This is a genomic window from Rhodococcus zopfii NBRC 100606 = JCM 9919, assembly GCF_001895025.1.
Classification (GTDB): Bacteria; Actinomycetota; Actinomycetes; order Mycobacteriales; family Mycobacteriaceae; genus Rhodococcus; species Rhodococcus zopfii.
The window spans coordinates 1-18966 of record NZ_BCXI01000064.1 but is presented as its reverse complement, the minus strand read 5'-3'; the positions used below and the strand labels follow the sequence as shown (position 1 = coordinate 18966).

Sequence of the window (18966 nt, the reverse complement as noted above, 5' to 3'; positions counted from 1 at the left end):
CTCTACCGCCGCAGCGACCCGGACCGGCTCGCGCAACTCGCAGAGCCGCAGCGCCTCGTCGCAGCATTGCGTCGCGCAGAGATCTGGGCGGCGCAGTCGTGAACCTCAACGAACGAGATGCTGTCGCCGCAGAGTTCGGAGTGTCGCCCGAACAGGTCGAGCGGGACCACCTCATCTCGCATCTACTTGCGGCGATCGCGGATCGTTTTGCCGACCAGGTGCATTTCATCGGCGGCACCGCACTCGCGCGTACTCATCTCCCGAACGGTCGTCTCAGTGAGGACATCGACATCGTTGCTCTGGGAAACCGCACCACGTTGGCGGCCGATCTCGATGCTGCACTCGAGCGCGCAGTCGCACGCACCCTAGGTCGTCTGTCTTGGGCGCCCGCGCTCGCCGCCGTTCGAGACACCGAGGCGGCGAACCTCTGTACCGCCAGTGGCTTGTCCGTCAAGATCCAGCTGCTGTCCTCCCGAGATCGGACAGTGTGGCCTGCGGAAACTCGGATGCTGGAACAGCGCTACAGCGACGCACCGCCTGCGGCCTTGATGGTGCCCACGTTGCCTTCCTTTGCTGCCGGGAAAACCGCGACCTGGCACGATCGGCGCGCGTCACGTGACCTGTGGGACTTGTGGGCGTTGGCCGGAATCGGAGCAATCGACGATGAGGCTGCTCGGTTGTTCCGACGACACGGGCCCACCAACAGGGTGCCCGGCATTCATCTGTTCGAAAGTCCACCCAGCGAAACGGACTGGAGATCCCAATTGGCCGGACAAACCCACCTGACCGTGACGGCCGCGTCGGCACTCGCAACTGTCCGTGACGCATGGGCGCGCGCCACTCACCTCGACCCTATGTAGGGAGAACGATGGGACGTGGGGCACGGCACTGTAGCTCGCGCACCAGCATTGCACCCTGTGTCCCTGGCCGCAGACCCTCACCTGCATGCGTCGAAGACGCTTCCATGCAACAGGTTTCGTGCGTGCCGGTCCTCGGTTAGAGAAGAATCCCATCAGCTCGCGAGGTCTCGGCGCAGCGAGCGAACGCGAACCGTGCCGACAGTTCCGGATCGGCCCTGCCACCGACACCATCGCCGACGGGAAGCACGGGAGGCTGTTCGCGTGGTCATCCGACCGGGTCAGGCGGTGCGGTGCGTGTGCGCATACAGGTCGCGGAGCAGTGCCACCTCCGACAGATGATGGATCAACTCGCGGTGGATGTGCAGCACCAGATCCGCCGTGCTCAGCTCCGGATACGGTTCCTTGTCGCCGACCGGGACCAGCAATCCGTCGTCGCCGAGATCCCGGACCCCGGCCAGCCACACGTCGATCTGCGTTTCGAGCTGGTCGAGCGCAGTGGCTGCGCTGCCTGCGTACTCCCACGAGTCGTACGACGCCGGTGGGGCACCGAAGTGCGACGCGTTGCGGGCGGCGAGCACCCCGACGATGACGTGCCCGAGCCGCCACGCGATCGTCGTGAACGGTGCCGGTTCGGGTTCGGGGAAGGCGAAGTCGATGGTGAAGTCGCCGGAACCGGCCTGAACCGGTGCGGTCGACGTGCCCCGCGGGCGCACGCTCCACGCCTCGGGCACCGGCGACCAGAAGTATTCGTCGTCGGTGAGGCCTTCGAGCCTGGCTCGGATCTGGTGGTTCCAGTGGAATTCCCACTGCTCGCGCAGCGAATGGTTCAGGTCGAATGCGTTCATGAACCCACTGTTCCGGAAGGTGGTCGGGTTCGCGCGCCGATCGGACATCCGCTCAGGGCCAGGACGGAGGTTTGTGTCTATTCGGCACGCGGATCCCGAAGGACTGCGTGCGGTTGTGACGGCGGTTACCCGGCGGACGTGGCAGCGCGCGCCGCCATCGCGGCGCAAACGCGCAGGTCAGGACCTGCGGCGAAAATTGTTGCACTGGCGTAACAGTGCAGACCCGTGCAGCGGTGGAAATCCGGCCGCGACTGACGCACCTTTCCCTCAACCAACTGGGAGGTGAAGATGGCCGGAAGACCTGGAATCGACGAGATCATCGGCGTCGCGGAGCGCCTGGGAATCGGAATCACGTCAGCAGAGGCGGAGGTGTACCAGAGCCATCTGGGGAATCTTCTCGAGGAGTTCGACGCGTTTCTCGGTTCGGACCTGCCCGAGGATCCGGCGCCGCAGTTCGCGACGGCCCGGCCGGCCGGGTGTCGGCCGAGCGAAGCGGAGGATCCGCTCAACGCCTGGATGTGGAAAACACACATCGAAGGTGCCGAGGAGGGACTGCTCCACGGAACCACCGTCAGTTTCAAGGACCACATCGCCGTGGCCGGGACACCGACGGCATACGGACTGCAGGCCCTCGAGGGCAACATCGCGGACTACGACGCCACGATCGTGTCGCGCACCCTGGCAGCCGGCGCGACGATCGTCGGGAAGAACGTCATGGACGGTCTCGGTGGCGGATTCGGCTTCGGTGGAGGGATCGGCGACTTCGGTCGAGTTCTCAATCCCCATGACCACAACCGTCTTTCGGGTGGTTCCTCGTCCGGATCGGCCGCCGCCGTGGCGATCGGAGACGTCGACATCTCGTTCGGAGGCGACCAGGGTGGTTCCATCCGCATCCCGGCGTCGTGGTCCGGCACGGTCGGCCTGAAGCCGACCTTCGGTGCGATCTCGCACTTCGGCGCGGGGTTCGGCTCGGATCAGAGCGTCGACTACGTCGGACCCCTGACCCGGTCCGTGCGGCTGGCCGCGTCCGCATTCCAGGCGGTCGCCGGGCGTGACGGTCTCGACCCGCGGCAGTCCGCGGCGACACCCGAGTGCTTCGACGTTCTGTCCGGGCTCGAGGGCGGTGTCGAGGGGCTGCGCATCGGAATCCTGACCGACGGGTTCGCGGGAGCCGATCCCGAGGTGGCCGCATCGGTGTCGGCGGCCGCCGAGGTCCTGGCCGGCCTCGGCGCCGAGGTCGTCGAAGTGTCCGTCCCCGCGTTCGCCTGGGCCTCGCGTGCCCAGACGGCGTTGATGCCCGAAGGCGCCCGGGCGGTGTTCGACACCGGCTTCTTCGGGGCGTTCACACGAACGTGGTATCCGGCCGCGAACATCGAGGCGATCAACCGGATGTGGGCGAACGACGCCGACGGGCTGGATCCGCGGATCAAGCTCAACTATCTCGTCGCCGACTTCAGCCGGCGACTGTACGGCGGGCGCGTCTACGCGAAGTCGCAGAACATGCGCGGCCAGGTGATCGGCGAGTTCGATCGTGTCCTGACCGGCATCGACGCACTCGTGATGCCGACGACCCTCACGACGGCGCCCGAGTACGAAGCACCCGCGCCCGGGGAGGCGCTCGCGGTCAAGCTGGGCGGTGCGGTCGTCGGTAAGGCGGTCCGGAACACCCGGCCGTTCAACTACACCGGTCATCCCGCGCTCGCGGTGCCGTGCGGAATGATCGGCGGTCTGCCCGCGAGCATGCAGCTCGTGGGACGCTTCTTCGACGAAGGAACCCTGCTTCGCATCGCATACGCCTTCGAGCAGGCGAAGCCCGACCTCCAGGAAGAGTTGGTGTCGAGCGCACGAGCGACCGTGACCGTATGAGGCGCCGGAGCGACTCCGCACGACACGAGGGGCGGGTGTTCCGGTCACTCACGGTCCCGAACTATCGCCGCTATTTCTGGGGAAGTTTCGTCAGCAATATCGGCGTGTGGATGCAGCGGACGGCCCAGATCTGGGTCGTCATGCAACTCTCGGGCGGCAACGGCGTCGCGCTGGGGGTCGTTGCGTTCCTTCAGTTCGCTCCGACCCTCGTGTTCGGCTTGTACGCAGGTCTGGTGGGGGACAGGTTCAGCAGAGCGAAGATTCTGCTCGTCACGCAATGCGCCATCAGTGCGGTCAGCGCCGTAATGGCGGTCCTCGATTTCGCCGGGCTGATGTCGCTTCCGATCATGTACGTGCTCGCCGCAATCGTGGGAATTGTGACGGCCTTCGACGCACCTATTCGTCAGACTTTCGTCTCCGATCTCGTCGTGGATCCCGAATTCATCGGAAATGCGGTCGGACTGAATTCCGCGGCATTCAATTCGGCGCGTTTGATCGGGCCGGCAGTAGCAGGCGGCCTCATGGTGGTCACCGCGACCTGGACCGTATTCCTGCTGCATGTCGTGGCGTCGCTGGGAATTATCGCGTCGCTGTATTCGATCGGCCGCAGTGTCCCCGGAGGTGGGCGGGTGCCGCGCGAGAAGGGGCAGCTCAGGGAAGGGATCCGGTACGTGCTGGCGTCGAGGGACCTGGTCGGGTTGCTCCTCATCGCAGGATTCATCAGTGCTCTCGGCCTCAACGGCATCCAGGTGTTCATCCCGCTCGCGGCGGGTGAGCTGTTCGATCGCGGGGCCCTTGCATTCGGCATGCTGACGTCGGCAATGGCGATCGGTTCCGTCATCGGCGCGCTCGTATCGAATCTCCGGTCGGGAATACCGAAGCGGCGGACCGTCTTCGGTGCTGCTGCCGCCGCGGGTGTCTGCGAGTGCGTCCTCGGTGCCATGCCGACCTACGAGCTGTTCGCGGCGATGCTGCTGCCGACCGGGATCGCCCTGATGTACTTCGTGGTCGCGGTCAACACCCGGGTCCAGATATCCAGCCCGGACTGGGTGCGCGGGCGGGTCATGTCGTTGTACATGATGGTGTTCTTCACCGGAGCCGCACTCGGATCGACCGCGACGGGCGGTCTGTCCGAGCTCCTCGGAATTCCACTCGCTGTCGTGACCGCGGGGGTATCGATGATCGCGTGCGCGCTTCTCGTCGGTGCTGTACTGCTCGCCGGGGCCCGAAAGCGCGATTCTGGCGAAAGTGAAGACGTGACCGTCAATCCCGATTTCGCAAATGCGACCGAGATCACGTCGATAATTTCGACAGGAACGAAATCGCGCGTCTGAACGCGAGATCAGTCCGATTGTTACGAAATGACCGGTTCCGTAACACGCGGTGCGGTTTCAAGAAACAACGCTCTGGAATATTGATCCTCGAAAGGTCAAGCGGGCCCGATTATTTCACGATAATCGGATGCCCACGGAAGATGCATTCTTCTCCTTCGTTCGGTGCTGCGACGATGCCGGCCGCGATGAAGCGAGTGACACGGACGCGAAGACGTCCGTCATCGAGGATTCCGCCCCACATATCAGCGGCAACGTGAAAGGAAGGGTGAGTAGATGAGCCAGGCAGTCGTGAAGGAGCCGGTTGTTGCGACCGGAGATCAGTTGCGCGTCTCTGCACCGGCCCTCGAAGTTCGCGACCTCGTCACCGAGTTCCGCACGGAGAAAGGGAATCTGCGAGCGGTCAACGGTGTCTCGTTCTCGGTGCAACGCGGTGAGGTCCTCGCCGTGATCGGGGAGTCGGGTAGCGGCAAGAGCGCAATGCTCCGCTCGATTCTCGGCATCCAGCCGGCGGGAACCTTGATCGAAGGTGAAGTGCGACTTGCCGGACGGGACCTGCTCGCGATGAGCAGCCGGGAGCGCCGGCGAGTTCGCGGACGAGACGTCGCGATGGTCTTCCAGGACCCGCTCACCGCGCTCGATCCGGTCTACACCGTCGAGCAGCAGTTGGTCGAGACGATTCTCGTCCACCAGAAGATGTCGCGTTCTCGTGCCCGGGCACGGGCACTGGAACTGCTCGAACTCGTCCAGATTCCGTCGCCGGAAACGCGATTGAAGGCATACCCGTCCGAGTTGAGCGGCGGCATGCGGCAACGCATCGTGATCGCGATGGCGATCGCGGGAACCCCGCAGGTGTTGCTTGCGGACGAACCCACCACCGCTCTGGATGTCACCGTGCAGGCCCGGATGATCCGGCTGTTCCGCCGGATTCAGATGGAAGCCGACATGGGACTCGTCGTGGTCACTCACGACCTCGGTGTTGCGGCCGAACTGGCCGACAACGTGGCGGTGATGTACGCCGGGCGGATCGTCGAATACGGCACGGCGAAGGCGGTGCTGACGAATCCGCAGCACCCTTACACCGAAGGGCTGATCGAAGCCAATGTCCGACCCGGGCAGGATTCGCGTCCGCGGGCGATCATCGGGGCGCCGCCGAGCTTGAAGCGGCTTCCGCCGGGTTGTTCGTTCGCGCCGCGATGCCCGGACGCCGTCTCGGAATGCTGGTCGGAGCTACCGGCATTGGCGGAGGTCGGCGAAGAGCGATTCAGTCGCTGTGTTTTCAGTCCACGTGCCGTGATGGCACTCAGTACCAGGGAGAACTGACGTATGCGGATAGGATTGGTGCGCCGTGGCAGCCGCGCCTCTACGCCTCGGCGGCTACGGCTTCTGGCCCTCGGCCTCGCTGGAACGATCGCACTCACCGCGTGTGGTTCCGGAAGCGGGTCCGACGGTGGGGACCAGGTTCTGCGGATCGCGATGTCGGCGGGAAACATTCCCTACCCCTCGACTCCGCCGAACGAAGGCTACGAGGGCTACCGATTCGTCGGGAACAACATCTACGATGCCTTGACCCGGCTGAATCTCGATCAGGCCGAGGAACTTCCGACGCCGCAACCGTCTCTGGCCGAATCGTGGGAGCCGAGTGAGGATCTGACCGCCTGGACGTTCAAGTTGCGACAGGGCGTCAAGTTCCACGACGGCACGGACTTCAACGCCGATGCGGTCATCTTCCAGTTCGATCGGATGCGCAAGCCCGACTTCGAATACTATTCCGCCACCGATGCCGGACGCGGCGCCGCTGCGTTCCGGTTCATCACCGGCTGGGAGAAGGTCGACGACTACACCGTCACGATCCGGACCTCGCAGCCCTACGCGTGGGTGCCGTGGGACGTGGCGTCGATCTACATTCCCAGCCCGACCAAGGTCGAGGAAGTCGGCAACGACGCCTACAACCAGTCCGCGACGGGAACCGGGCCGTTCGTCATGACCGAGTACGTCGACGGCGAAGTGATGGAGCTGACCCGCAACGACGACTACTGGGGCAATGTTCCGAAGCTCGACAAGATCGTTCTCTACCCGCAGGCCGAGGCCGCGTCGCGGTTCGCCGCGCTGACCTCCGGTGAAGTGGACTGGGCCGAAGTGCCGGCACCGGATTCGCTCGCCCAGCTCGAAGCGGAAGGCTTCAACATTCAGCTCGGCAAGTACCCGCACGGAATCATGCCGCGGTTCAACCAGTTCCGGGCACCGTTCAAGGACAACGTGGCGCTCCGGCAAGCACTGAACTTCGCGCTGGATCGTGAAGGCACTGCCGCGCTGATCAACGATGTGGGCTACCCGGCCTCGCAATGGGTGTACGACGGTCATCCCGCCTTCGACGTGGACAACAACTCCGGGTACACCTACGACGTCGAGAAGGCCAAGAAGCTCCTGGCCGAGTCGGGAACCCAGCCGGGAACACTGAAGCTGACGATGGCCTACCCGACGGGTGGCTCCGGGAACATGTTCCCCGACGTGATGATGCAGAAGCTGCAGGCGGACTTCGCGGCGATCGGGGTCGACGTGACGCTCGAACCGATGGAGTGGAACACGCTGCTCACCGCGAGCCTCGAAGGGCTCGACAAGCCGCAGTGGCAGCACATCGACATCCTCTGGGCGTCGCCGGCGGCGGGCATGATGCCGTCGCTGTATTCGACCGCCTTCATGTGTGTCCTCCCCGGCGGTTCGCCCAATGCGGCGGGTATGTGCAACCAGAAGGCCACGGACGCACTGCTCACCGCCGCGCAGCAGCCCGATGTGGCCGAGCAGGACCGCTATCTCCAGGACATGATGGGTGCGGCCGTCGACAATGCCGACTTCTTGTTCTGGATGCACGATCTGAACCTGCGCGTGCTCTCGCCCAGGGTTCAGGGCTACGTACATCCGCAGTCCTGGTGGGTGGATTTCACCACCATCTCCATGGAATAGCTTCGAGGGGGAGTCAATGCTCTCGGTGATCTTGAGACGTACCGCGCTGGCGGTGCCCACGCTCTTCGGTGTATCCATCGTCGTCTTCCTGCTCATGCAGGTCCTGCCGGGTGACCCGGTCGCGTCCTTCATGACCGAGGATTCGACCGATGCCGAACGTCAGGCAATGCGGGCCGAACTCGGCCTCGACCGATCCCTGCCGGTCCGCTATCTCGACTGGCTGACCTCGGCCTTCCAAGGCGATCTCGGCTACTCCCTGCAACGGCGCAGGGAAGTCCTCGACCTGCTGACCCAGGCGATCGGCAACACGCTCGTCCTGGCTCTCGCCTCCGCGGTGTTCGGCATCGTCGCCGGCGTCGCAATCGGATTCGTCGCAGGTGTCCGCCGGGGTTCCGTAGTGGATCGGGTGGTGTCGGTGATCAGCCTGTCCGGCCTGAGCATCCCGTCGTTCTTCCTGGCGATCGTGCTCCTGGCGGTGTTCTCCGGAGGGTTGAAGTGGTTCCCGTCCGGTGGGGCGGTTCTGGACGAGGGAATCGGTACGGCGCTGCGGCACCTGACCCTTCCCGTTCTCGCCGGATCGCTGGTCACGATGGCGATCACGGCCCGGGTGACCCGGGCGAGCGTCGTCGACGTGTACAGCTCGGACTTCATCGAGACACTTCGAGCGAAGGGCCTGAGTTCCACACAGATCAACCGGCACGTGATGCGGAACGCGATCTCCCCGGTGCTCACCACGTCCGGTGTTCAGATCGGTGCGCTGCTCGGCGGATCGGTTCTGGTGGAGACGATCTTCCGCTGGCCCGGTATGGGAATGCTCGTATTCAACGCGATCTCGTCGCGTGACCTGCTCGTCGTCCAGGGCGCGACCCTCGTGATCGCACTGTGCTTCGTCCTGATCAACCTGGCGGTCGATCTCGCACAGGCGGCCATCGATCCCCGAGTGAGAGCTGGTGTCGCATGACCACACTTCTCCTGCAACAAGGTCCACTCGCCGGCAGCGCGCCGACGACCGAATCGAAGGTGGAGGCGGAGCGACTCCGCGAAGCATGGCTGGCCGAGGAAGAGAGCGTCCGCAGCCAGTCGTTCTGGAAGGAGACGGGCCGGCGGTTCCTCTCCAACAAGGTCGGGGTCAGCGCGGCGGGCGTCGTGCTGCTCCTGGTCCTCGCGGCGATCTTCGCGCCGCTGATCACGAGCTACGACCCGCTCGTCGGTAACCCCGCCGACCGCCTGCTCGGGGTGTTCAGCGGAGGGCACGTGCTCGGTACCGACGAACAGGGCCGGGACATGTTCGCCCGCATCGTCTACGGCGGACGGCTGTCACTGGTGGCCGGCTTCGTGCCCACCCTCGTCGCGGCACTGATCGGCACCGCGATCGGCGTCACGGCCGGCATGATCAGTGGGCTGATCGGCAGCGCCCTGATGCGCGCAATGGATGTGCTGTACGCATTCCCGGCCATCCTGCTGGCCATCGCGGTCGGTGCCTCCCTCGGTCCCGGGCTGACCAACACGGTGATCGCGGTGACGATCGTGTTCATCCCCCCGGTTGCACGTGTCGCGGAATCCGCGACCCGGCGGGTGGTCTCCCGCGAGTACATCGAGGCCGCCCGCCTGACCGGAGCGTCGCGCATCCGGATCGCCCGCAGCCAAGTGCTGCCGAACGTGCTGAACGACATCATCGTCTACTCGTCCGGCCTGGTCGGCGTCGCGATGATCACCGCGGCGAGCCTGAGCTTCCTCGGCTTGGGTTCCCCGCCGCCGGCGCCGGAATGGGGCTACATGCTCAACAGCATGCGCGGCGCGCTCTACGTCGAACCGCTGGTGGCCATGATTCCGGGCATCTTCATCTTCCTCGCCTCGGTCGCGTTCAACATGGCGAGCGACGCCCTTCGCGAAGCAATGGATTCGCGTCTGTGACAAGACGATCGACGGAAGGAGCGTGCAATGACCATCACGACTGAAAACCCCGATGTCTCCACGCCGAAGTCGCGGCACCCGGTTCTGGAAATCCTCGACGTCTCCAAGTCGTTCCCGGTTCGGGACGGATTCAAGACTCGTTCGCTCTCGGCCGTGGACCACGTGTCGCTTTCGGTCGACGAGGGCACCACCCTCGGCATCGTCGGCGAATCGGGTTGTGGCAAATCGACACTCGCCCGGATCATCGTCGGTCTCCACACGGCGAGCAACGGTGAGATCATCTTCGACGGCAAGCAGATCTCGACCACCGGAAAGCGCGACCGCGCCGCCGTCGAACAGATGCAGATGGTGTTCCAGGACCCGTCGTCCGCTCTCAATCCCCGGGCCACGATCAGCGAGTCGATCGCCTTCCCGCTGCGGGTACAGGGTGTCGCCGCCGACGAGATCGACCGCCGCGTCGCGAAGGTCATGGCGGACGTGGGTCTGCCGAGCAACTACGCCGGTAACTACCCGCATCAACTCAGCGGCGGGCAGCGCCAGCGCGTGAACATCGCTCGCGCACTTGCGTTGCAGCCCAAGCTGATCGTCCTGGACGAGGCGGTGTCGGCACTCGACAAGTCGATTCAGGCCCAGGTGCTGAACCTCCTCGAGGACCTGCAGGAAGAGTACGGACTCACGTACGTCTTCATCAGTCACGATCTCAACGTGATCGAGTACATCAGCGATCGCATCGCGGTGATGTATCTGGGGCAGGTCGTCGAATCCGGTGCCGCGTCGGACCTCTACGAGCATCCTCTGCATCCCTACACCCAGCTGCTGTTCTCCTCCATTCCCAATCTCGATCCCGACGAGAGCCGGCGCGACGATCCGGAGGCCGTCGACGCGGGGGAGATCCCGAGCCCGCTGAACCCTCCGAGTGGGTGCCGGTTCCGGACCCGATGCTCGTTCGCTCACGACCGGTGCGCGAGCGAGGCGCCGGTGCAGGTCGAGGTGTCGAGCGGGCACACCGTCGCTTGCCACCTGTACCCGGAGGGAGGTGCGCGCGACCTCGTCGAGCTTCTTCCAGGAGTTTCCCAGCAGTGAAATCGAGAAAGGGCATCAATGATGGCTGTTTCACCGAACGACATGGTCGCGGCGCTTCTGTCGGCCGCGCAGCTGACCGTGGACGCACACGAGTTCGACACCATGGTCAGGGACTATCCGGTCATGCGGGCAGCGGCGGACTCGCTGTACCTCCCGGAACTCGAATTCGTCGAGCCGGCTGTGACCTTCGATTCGAGGACTGCATTTCTTCCCGTGTAGGCGCTGAAGCTCAGAAAGGAAAACTCCTGTGACAAGCGATATTCCGCTCACCATCAAAGAAGCCGCGGAGGCGCTGCGAACGGGCGAGACGACGTCGGTGGCGATCACCGAAGCCGTGCTCGCCCGGGTCGAGCGGCTCAACGACGAACTCGGTGCCTATGTCACCGTCACCAAGGACCAGGCCCTCGAACAGGCGGCCCGCGCAGACGTCGATCTGGCTGCGGGGAAGGACACCGGCCCGCTGCAGGGAATTCCGCTCGCGGTCAAGGACATCATCGCGATGCGGGGAGCCGGTACCACGGCCAACAGCCGCATCCTCGACGGTGGCTGGTGCCCGGACCACGAGGCTCCGGTCGCGGCACGTCTGCGGGCCGCCGGGTCGGTGTTCGTGGGCAAGACGACCACGAGCGAGTTCGCGCTCGGACTTCCGGACCCGGACAAGGGCTTTCTCGTGCCGCACAACCCGTGGAACGTGGCGCACACGCCGGCGGGTTCGAGTTCGGGCACCGGGATCGCCGTCGCGGCGGGATTGGCGCTCGGTGGTCTCGGAACCGACACCGGCGGTTCGGTGCGCGGTCCCGCGGCCGCGAACGGCCACACCGGCCTGAAGGTGACCTTCGGGCGTGTGCCGAAGAGCGGGGTGGTTCCGCTCGGGTACAGCCTCGACAGCATCGGGCCGATGGCCCGCAGCGCGTACGACTGCGCTCTCATGCTCGAGGTGATGGCCGGGTTCGATCCCAGCGACCCGAACGCTGCCGACGTACCCGTGCCGGTGTACTCCACGCAGCTCGACGGGGACGTCGACGCGCTGAAGATCGCGCTCCCGATGCCGTACTTCTTCGACCACGAGATGCTCGATCCCGAGGTGCGCGACGCGGTCCTGGCAGCAGTCGGCCGGCTCGGCGAGATGGGTGCGGCCGTGGCCGAGACGAGCCTGCCCTACGCGGCGGAGGCCAAGGAAGCCAACCACATCATCCTGGTCGCGGAGGCGTTCGCCTACCACCGCAACAACCTCGTCTCGCGCTGGACCGACTACGGTGCCTTCACCCGCCCCTCACTCGCCCGTGGCGCTTTCTTCTCGTCCGCCGACGTGATGCAGGCGAACAGGCTGCGGACCGCATTCTCCGCGGAAGTTGCCTCGCTGTTCCGTGAGCACGACGTCATCGTCACGCCCGCCGCGGTCACACCGGCGGAGCGCGCCGACACGATGGACGTCAGCAAGCGACTCAGCCAGCCCAGCTACACCGGCCACTGGAATCTCACCGGTCTGCCCGCGGTCGCGATTCCGGTCGGACTCAGCGCCGACGGACTGCCCATGTCGATGCAGATCATCGGTAAGCCGTTCGCCGAAGCGACTGTCCTCAAGGTCGCCGACGCCCTGCAACGTGTCACCGACTGGCACCTGCTGGTGCCGCCGATCGCTCAGCCCGCCGCCGTGTGAGAACGAGCTCCGCCCGGTGCCCGCACACACCGGGCGGAGCTCGCAGTGCCGACCCAGACCGATGAATGGAGGATCGATGGATCAAGACGTTTCGAAGGCCCGAACGCTCGAGATGCTGGCGCTCGCAGGACTGACGATCCCCGACGACGAGGTTCCGTACCTGGTCGAGGCGTTCGAGCAGTCCCGCTTCCACGCCGATCGCGTCCGGTCGATGGCCCAGACGCGCTACGAGGAGCCGGCCGTCGTGCTGCGGGTCGGGACGGTGACCGCATGACCACCTACCGGACGATCGCAGGGAGCGCCGCCCAGCTGCGCAGCGGTGAGATCACGGCCGTCGAACTGGTGGAGGAATCGATCGCCAACGCCGATCGGACCGACACCGAGATCGGTGTCTACCTGCGGCGTTTCGACGACGAAGCGCGCGCCGCGGCCGAGAAGACCGACGCCGCGCTGAAGGCCGGGCAGGACCCGGGACCGCTCGCGGGCATTCCGCTGGGCGTCAAGGACATCATCGCGACCGAAGGCGCCCCGACCACCGCGCAGAGCCTGGTGCTCGACGCGGAATGGTCCGCGGCACTCGGCGATGCGCCCGTGGTCGCCCGGCTGCGCTCGGCCGGCGGCGTCATCACCGGCAAGAGCACCACCATGGAGTTCGCGACCGGCGTCCCCGATTCGGACAAGCCGTTCCCGATTCCCGTCAATCCCTGGGACACGACGAGATGGGCCGGAGGATCCAGTTCCGGCACAGGCAGCGGTGTCGTCGTCGGCGCCTTTCTCGGGGGACTGGGCACCGACACCGGCGGCAGCATCCGGATGCCGGCCGCGTTCTGCGGCATCTCGGGGCACAAGCCGACGTTCGGGCTGGTGCCGAAGTCGGGATGTGTCCCGCTCGCCTACAGCCTCGACAACATCGGGCCGATGGCCCGGACGGCCGAGGACTGCGCGATCATGCTGAACGCCCTGGCCGGGTTCGACGCGGGCGACGCCTGCAGCGCCGATGTCGCGATTCCCGACTATGTCGGAATGCTCCAGCCCGATCTCACCGGACTGCGCATCGGAATCGACACGCTCGAGCGGTTCCCCTCCTCCTTCGACGAGCCGGAGGTCTACGCCGCGCTGCGTGCCGCCGCCGAAGTTCTCGAATCTCTGGGGGCGACCGTCGTCGAAGTCCAGGTGCCGTACTACGAGGAACTCTGCTCGGCGGCGCGGATCACGTCGCGATCCGAGTCCTTCGCGTATCACGCGGACGATCTGGCCGCACGGTGGGACGACTACTTCCGCTCGACACGCCGAGGGGTGAGCGGAGGCGCGTTCTACACCGCAGCCGAATACGTTCAAGCGCAACGAGTCCGGCGGGTCGTCCAGCGAGCACTCACCGAGCTCTACACCACGGTGGACCTGGTGATCACCCCGACCGCCACGGTGTCGGCGTTCCTGATGGACAGCCTCGATTCGCTGCAGGGGGAGCGTTTCGTGGCGCTGAAGACGAACTACTGGAACGGCTCGGGCAACCCGGCGCTGTCGGTGCCGATGGGGCTCTCGACGACTGGTATGCCGTTCGGAATGCAGATCATCGGCCGCCATTTCGAGGATGGGACCGTGCTCCGCGTCGGCGACGCATATCAGCGTCGAACCACCTGGCACGAACGCGTTCCCGGCCGGCAACTCGTCGCTGCCGCATCGGAGGAATGACATGCCGGAAACACGAACTCTCGCGGGCACCGCGGAGAAGATCGCGGTCCTGGCTGCGGTCGCCGGGCTGGACCTGACCCCCGAGCGGATCGATGCTCTGAAGGCCTCGGTCGAGGACATGTGGCAGGCGGCAGCGCGGGTGCGCGCGGTCGACCTGGGTGAGGTCGCGCCGGCCGCCGCGTTCGACCCGGAGTGGGTGTAGACGATGCGCCCCTATGAACTCACGATCCAGGAAGCCGCGCAGCGGATGGCGGAGGGTTCGCTCACCGCCGTCGAACTCACCGAATCCAGCCTCGACCGGATCGGCGAGGTCGAGCCGGCCCTGAACGCATTCGTCGCGGTGACCGGCGAGGCCGCGCTTCGCCAGGCCGAAGAGGTGGATGCGGCACGACGCGCGGGCGTCCCGTTGGGGCCGCTCGCCGGCATCCCCATCGGCGTCAAGGATCTCTACGATATGGACGGAATCCCGACGACGTCGAGCTCCAAGGTTCGCGCCGATTACGTTCCCGATCGTGATTCGGCCGCCGTCGACAATTTGCGACGGGCCGGATCCGTGCTGGTCGGCAAGACTCACACGCACGAATTCGCCTACGGGGGAATCACTCCCACCACACGAAATCCATGGAACACCGGCCACATTCCCGGTGGGTCGAGCGGGGGTTCCGCTGCCGCCGTGGCCGCGGGAGAGTGCATGGTCGGTCTCGGCAGCGACACCGGCGGATCGATCCGGATGCCCGCCGCCGCGTGCGGTGTCTTCGGGATCAAACCGACCTACGGGCTGGTGTCGCGGCGAGGTGTCACGTCGCTCTCGTGGTCGCTGGACCATCTGGGCCCGTTGACGCGCACGGCGCTCGACTCCGCGTATGTCCTGGACGCGATGGCCGGGTACGACTCCGGTGACCCGGCCTCGGCCGACCGGCCACCGGTTCCGTACGCCGACGGAGTGCTCGCCGCCGCCGGCCGAGACGTCGAGCTGCGCATCGGGATCCCGCAGAACTACTTCACGGACCGGGTCCAACCCGAAGTTCAGGAGGCGGTCGAGCGAGCGGTGGAGGAACTGGTCGGGCTCGGGGCCACCACCGTCTCGGTGGAGATTCCGTTCGCCGACGAGTTCGCGGCGGTCTCGCGGCTCATCGTCGGGGCCGAGGCGGCGGCGTATCACCGGACGATGCTGCGCGACCGTGCCGACCTCTACACCGACCAGGTGCGAACGGCGATCGAAACCGGTTCGCTGGTGATGGCCACGGACTACATCGATGCTCTGCGGGTCCGTGCGTTGATCCAGGATGCGTGGAAGGTCATGTTCGACGGAATCGATTGTCTCGCAGCGCCGGTCTCCCCGATCGTCGCACCACCGGTCGAGCTGGGCCCGATCGAGTGGCCGGACGGCACGGTCGAGGATTCGGCGCGCGCGAGCGGCCGGTTCTCGGCACCGGCCAATCAATTGGGCCTTCCCGCCGTGGCCGTGCCCGTCGGAATCGCCGGCGGCATGCCGATCGGGATGCAGCTGATCGGACGACCCTTCAGCGAACTGCCCCTGCTGTGTGCTGCTGCGGCGTACGAAAGTCTCGCTCCTGTAAGACGTCCCATCGACGTGTCCGTTCACTGAGAAAGGAGGACAGGCGTGGCGACGTCGCTTGTCGTCGAAAATGAGACACCGTCGCCGCAAGGGCTACCGATCGGCTTCCACTTCTTCTCGATGCTGGCAGGGTTGTCGCTGGGCCTCACTGCACCGCTGACAGCCGGATTCGCGATTGCTCTGGGGTCCAGCGCCTTCGAGGCGGGTCTGTCGGTGGCATCTCTGACCGCAATCGTCTTCGTGATGGACATCTTCGGGACGCGACTGCTTCCGTATATCGAGGCGCGCCGCTCGATCAGCTTCGGGATGGCGTTGTGGAGCATCGGTTCCTTCGGTTCGGCACTGTCGCCGAACATGCCGGTCATGGCATCGTTCCGGCTGCTCCAGGGCCTCGGACTGGCGTTCTTCGCCTCGGCCGCACCTCAGGCCGCGGTCGCGATGGCGGGTCCGGGCAATGTGGGGAAGGCCCTGGGGCGGTTCACCGCGTGCATGGCATTGGGTTCGGTGGTCGGCCCGCTGGGAGGCGGCGCTCTCGTTGCGATCGGTACCGGGGATACCGGTCTGCGCATCGCATTCCACGTGTGCGGGGTGCTGGCCGCGCTGTGCGCAATCGGGGTGTGGTGGGTGATCCCCGAACACGGCGCCGGCTTCCCGTCGGCGGAGCGCCCGCGGCTGAGTCTGCCGCGGTTGCCGGGCATCCTCCGTCCACGGTCGCTGATGGGGCTCGGTCTCGGCGCGACCGGCCAGGGGGTTCGGAGCGCGCTCGCGATCACGCTGCTGCCGTTGGTGGCGGTCGAGGACTTCGGGTTGTCCTCCGTGGGGATCGGTGTGGTCCTGTCGTGCATGTTCCTGCTGGAGGTGGTGATCATGTCGGTCGGCGGCTCTGCGTCCGACCGGCGGGGCAGACGGCCGATCCTGGCCGCATCCTCGACATTGGGAGTGGGCGCGGTCATGGCGGGAGTGGCGGCGCTGTATCTCGAATCCGTGCCGTTGTTCATCGGTGCCGTCATCGTGCTGGGCGTCGCGTGCGGCGGAATGATGTCGCTGCCGCCCGCGATGGCCGTGGACCTGGCCAGCAGTCCGCAGGTGGGGCTGGCGAGCTATCGGATCTCGAAGGATTTCGGATTCACCTTCTACACGATCCTGATCGGGGGAGCGATCGGGGCGTTGGGGTCGGCCGCAGCGCTGGCCTTGTGCGCGGTGTGTTTCGCGGTCGTGCTGGTATTGGCGTTGGCTGTGGGGGAGACGCTTCCACCCCGCACGTGACGAAATCTTCACAATCCGGACCACCATCCGCAACGCCGACGACGAAAACTGGGTGGCCGGCGGCAGTTCACGACTCCTGCCGCCGGCGTCGTCGTCTGTGTCGCAGGTGGAGGTGACTGTGTCTCCTTACAGTGGGGGAACCGCGGTGCGTTCGAAGATCGGTGCGCTTTTCTGGGTGCGTGACCTGCTGCGCGCGGAGGTCCTGTCGGGGCGCTTCGCGCACAACCCTCTTCCTGGCGAAGACCGGCTTCAAGGCAGATACGGTGTCGGACGCGCCACCATCCGCGAGGCGCTGCGCATCCTCACCGAACAAGGACTCATCGAGAGAGTGCGCGGTGCAGGCACTTTCGTCGTCTGCCCCGAAGTATTCAGGCATCGCGTCGTGAATTCGTGGGATCTGGTGCAGAATTCCGAGGCCGGCCCGAACCGGGTCGCTTTCAAACTCACCCACCTCGAACTGATGCCCGCACCCGCTCACGTCGCGGCCAAACTGCAGGTCGGCGACGGGGACGACGTCATCGTGTTCGAGCAGCTCAGCTTCCTCGACGGCAGCCTGCTCAGCCTGCGCTGCGGGTGGTGGCCCGCGGACCTGCTGAGCGCGGCGCTGACCGAAGGTGCCGACCTCGACCGCTCGCCCTACGAGATCCTGGAAGGAATGGGTCGCGTACTGGTCGGCGACACCGACCTCATCGTCAGCGCATCCGTGGCAGACGAACACATCGCACAACTCTTGGGAGTCACGGCCGGCGCAGCGCTGCTCGACACCGAACGAGTCATCTACAACCTCGACGAGCGGCCGGTGGAATTCAGCATGTCGCATGCCAGGGGGGATCGGATAACGATGGGGACCTCCATGCGTTCGCTGCACGAGCGCTGAACTGTGGGGCAGGCGTATCGGCAAGTGCCATTGCCGCCACGCGGAGTGATTCCTTGCCGAGGATCCTCGCAGGGGCTTCTGGGCGTCAGCGTCACGAAGGGGATTGATCAGATCCCGACGCTCACGAGCATCCATCATTTGAAGCTCTCCGCCCCGGAGACCTCACGTGATCGATCGAGTAATCTTGGGCGTGAATAGCTTACGAGTAGGCGGTCGAGTTCCAAGAAGAGGGTCGACTCGTCGGAGTCGAGATGCTGCACCTGGTGGAGTGCATTTTGCTGCGAAGGCTGGTTTCTTGCACTTCCCTACGATCCTGACGGGCACGAAGTGCGCTCTTACTCGGTCGATCCCCATACCGAAACCGGAATCGGAAGTACGCATGGTTGAGAACCCAGTGGAGTCGGCGGGCAAGTAAGAAGGAGCCATGCTGCAAACCTCGCTGATACGTTCTGCTACCGCAGACTCTGAAAGGGCGCGAGTTCCTACGTTCACACCGCGCACCACAGGTCAGGGCGGTGTTCCCGCTTGGCGGTGTCTTGTGGCGTTCACTAATAGCCCGTTCGATCCGGTGGCCGCCTGAACGCAGCACCGAGGCAGCCGTTCGATCAGGCAAGTCTTCGTCGACCTCGATGAGTCCGCGCGCACATCTGCCTGTTTTGGCCGGTGTGTGACGACACTTCCGACGCAACGGGAGCAAGCTCACGACAGATCGTGCGTCACTCCAAATCGTCTAGCCGTGGGAAAAGCCGTTCACCGATTCGCCTCGTCATTTCATGTTGGTGACTCAGCGAGCGTGAAGGTGATGGCTCCGGAACACCCGTTATGGGCGCGGCGGTTTTGCCTTCGGATACATCTGATCAGCGCGGTTCGCCACCGCAGCCATGTTCTCCCGAGCCTTCCTGAGTGCCCCGAGCGCGTCGGCAAGTTCGTCGCCAAGGGATTTCAGGGCTGCGATCGTCGCAGCTTCGGACAGCGTACCCACCTCGGGATCGATCACCTGGAGTTCGGCAGGGTTGAGGGCAGTGAACT

The 18966-nt window shown here is 65.5% G+C and carries 18 protein-coding genes; 16 read left to right on the top strand and 2 right to left on the bottom strand.

Annotated features, from left to right (window positions below):
* Positions 1–98 precede the first annotated feature (98 nt).
* Positions 99–860: a nucleotidyl transferase AbiEii/AbiGii toxin family protein gene (locus RZ1_RS27910; RefSeq protein WP_072816028.1), complete on the top strand. Its 762-nt coding sequence runs from the start codon at positions 99–101 to the stop codon at positions 858–860.
* Between the two features lie 278 nt (positions 861–1138).
* Here the strand turns inward: RZ1_RS27910 and RZ1_RS27905 are convergent, their stop codons facing one another.
* A complete protein-coding gene (locus tag RZ1_RS27905; RefSeq protein ID WP_072816034.1) occupies positions 1139–1705 on the bottom strand; it encodes a DinB family protein in 567 nt (188 codons plus the stop codon).
* Positions 1706–1993: 288 nt separating this feature from the next.
* On the opposite strand from RZ1_RS27905, the gene RZ1_RS27900 reads away from it, so the two are divergent.
* The 15 genes from RZ1_RS27900 to RZ1_RS27830 all read left to right on the top strand — a co-directional run bounded on the left by RZ1_RS27900 (position 1994) and on the right by RZ1_RS27830 (position 17937).
* Positions 1994–3571 (top strand): amidase family protein, encoded by a 1578-nt coding sequence (locus RZ1_RS27900; RefSeq protein ID WP_072816026.1) that lies wholly within the window; start codon positions 1994–1996, stop codon positions 3569–3571.
* 35 nt (positions 3572–3606) lie between these two features.
* Complete coding sequence (locus RZ1_RS27895; protein ID WP_072816024.1) at positions 3607–4905, top strand: MFS transporter; 1299 nt, start codon at positions 3607–3609, stop codon at positions 4903–4905.
* Between the two features lie 273 nt (positions 4906–5178).
* Positions 5179–6225 carry an ABC transporter ATP-binding protein gene (locus RZ1_RS27890; RefSeq protein WP_082899985.1) on the top strand — a complete coding sequence of 349 codons (1047 nt, stop codon included), beginning with the start codon at positions 5179–5181 and terminating at the stop codon, positions 6223–6225.
* Positions 6226–6378: 153 nt separating this feature from the next.
* Positions 6379–7866 carry an ABC transporter substrate-binding protein gene (locus RZ1_RS27885; RefSeq protein WP_169918155.1) on the top strand — a complete coding sequence of 496 codons (1488 nt, stop codon included), beginning with the start codon at positions 6379–6381 and terminating at the stop codon, positions 7864–7866.
* A gap of 16 nt (positions 7867–7882) precedes the next feature.
* Positions 7883–8827, top strand: coding sequence for an ABC transporter permease (locus RZ1_RS27880; RefSeq protein WP_072816020.1), 945 nt, complete (start codon positions 7883–7885; stop codon positions 8825–8827).
* Positions 8824–9780 carry an ABC transporter permease gene (locus tag RZ1_RS27875; RefSeq protein WP_083583978.1) on the top strand — a complete coding sequence of 319 codons (957 nt, stop codon included), beginning with the start codon at positions 8824–8826 and terminating at the stop codon, positions 9778–9780. The genes RZ1_RS27880 and RZ1_RS27875 overlap by 4 nt, the downstream gene beginning before the upstream one ends.
* Before the next feature lie 27 nt (positions 9781–9807).
* Positions 9808–10863 carry an ABC transporter ATP-binding protein gene (locus tag RZ1_RS27870; RefSeq protein WP_068162604.1) on the top strand — a complete coding sequence of 352 codons (1056 nt, stop codon included), beginning with the start codon at positions 9808–9810 and terminating at the stop codon, positions 10861–10863.
* Positions 10864–10884: 21 nt separating this feature from the next.
* Positions 10885–11082, top strand: coding sequence for a hypothetical protein (locus tag RZ1_RS27865; protein ID WP_139282036.1), 198 nt, complete (start codon positions 10885–10887; stop codon positions 11080–11082).
* Between the two features lie 28 nt (positions 11083–11110).
* On the top strand, positions 11111–12523 hold the full coding sequence (locus RZ1_RS27860) for an amidase (RefSeq protein WP_238072008.1): 1413 nt from the start codon (positions 11111–11113) through the stop codon (positions 12521–12523).
* Between the two features lie 76 nt (positions 12524–12599).
* Complete coding sequence (locus RZ1_RS27855) at positions 12600–12797, top strand: hypothetical protein (protein WP_072816017.1); 198 nt, start codon at positions 12600–12602, stop codon at positions 12795–12797.
* Positions 12794–14215 (top strand): amidase, encoded by a 1422-nt coding sequence (locus RZ1_RS27850; protein ID WP_072816015.1) that lies wholly within the window; start codon positions 12794–12796, stop codon positions 14213–14215. The genes RZ1_RS27855 and RZ1_RS27850 overlap by 4 nt, the downstream gene beginning before the upstream one ends.
* A gap of 1 nt (position 14216) precedes the next feature.
* Complete coding sequence (locus tag RZ1_RS27845; RefSeq protein WP_072816014.1) at positions 14217–14417, top strand: hypothetical protein; 201 nt, start codon at positions 14217–14219, stop codon at positions 14415–14417.
* A gap of 3 nt (positions 14418–14420) precedes the next feature.
* On the top strand, positions 14421–15824 hold the full coding sequence (locus RZ1_RS27840; RefSeq protein ID WP_072816012.1) for an amidase: 1404 nt from the start codon (positions 14421–14423) through the stop codon (positions 15822–15824).
* 15 nt (positions 15825–15839) lie between these two features.
* Positions 15840–17060 carry an MFS transporter gene (locus tag RZ1_RS27835; protein ID WP_072816011.1) on the top strand — a complete coding sequence of 407 codons (1221 nt, stop codon included), beginning with the start codon at positions 15840–15842 and terminating at the stop codon, positions 17058–17060.
* Positions 17061–17205: 145 nt separating this feature from the next.
* Positions 17206–17937, top strand: coding sequence for a GntR family transcriptional regulator (locus RZ1_RS27830; RefSeq protein WP_072816009.1), 732 nt, complete (start codon positions 17206–17208; stop codon positions 17935–17937).
* 820 nt (positions 17938–18757) lie between these two features.
* On the opposite strand, the gene RZ1_RS30755 is transcribed toward RZ1_RS27830, so the two are convergent.
* The coding region (locus RZ1_RS30755; RefSeq protein WP_169918153.1) for a hypothetical protein at positions 18758–18966 on the bottom strand (209 nt) is incomplete at its 5' end.